The sequence below is a fragment of the Haloarcula argentinensis DSM 12282 genome, from assembly GCA_000336895.1.
Lineage (GTDB): Archaea > Halobacteriota > Halobacteria > Halobacteriales > Haloarculaceae > Haloarcula > Haloarcula argentinensis.
In genome coordinates this window covers 1-238 of the sequence record AOLX01000031.1, presented here as the reverse complement: position 1 = coordinate 238, position 238 = coordinate 1, and the positions used below count along the sequence as shown (strand labels likewise).

The 238-nt window shown below is 56.7% G+C and carries 1 rRNA gene; it reads right to left on the bottom strand.

The features are described from left to right. Positions 1-238, bottom strand: a 23S ribosomal RNA gene (locus C443_RS21940); the annotation flags it as partial.

Genomic DNA, 238 nt, shown 5'->3' with positions numbered 1-238 from the left:
TTGGTCTGTTAGTGCTCGTGGGCTTAACGTCTCGTTACCTCGACGCGCACACCCCGAGTCTATCGACCGCGTCTTGTACGCGGGACCTCAACGGTGTCTCTTTTCCAAGTGGGTTTCGAGCTTAGATGCGTTCAGCTCTTACCCCGTGTGGCGTGGCTACCCGGCACGTGCTCTCTCGAACAACCGGTACACCAGTGGCCACCAACCGTAGTTCCTCTCGTACTATACGGTCGTTCTT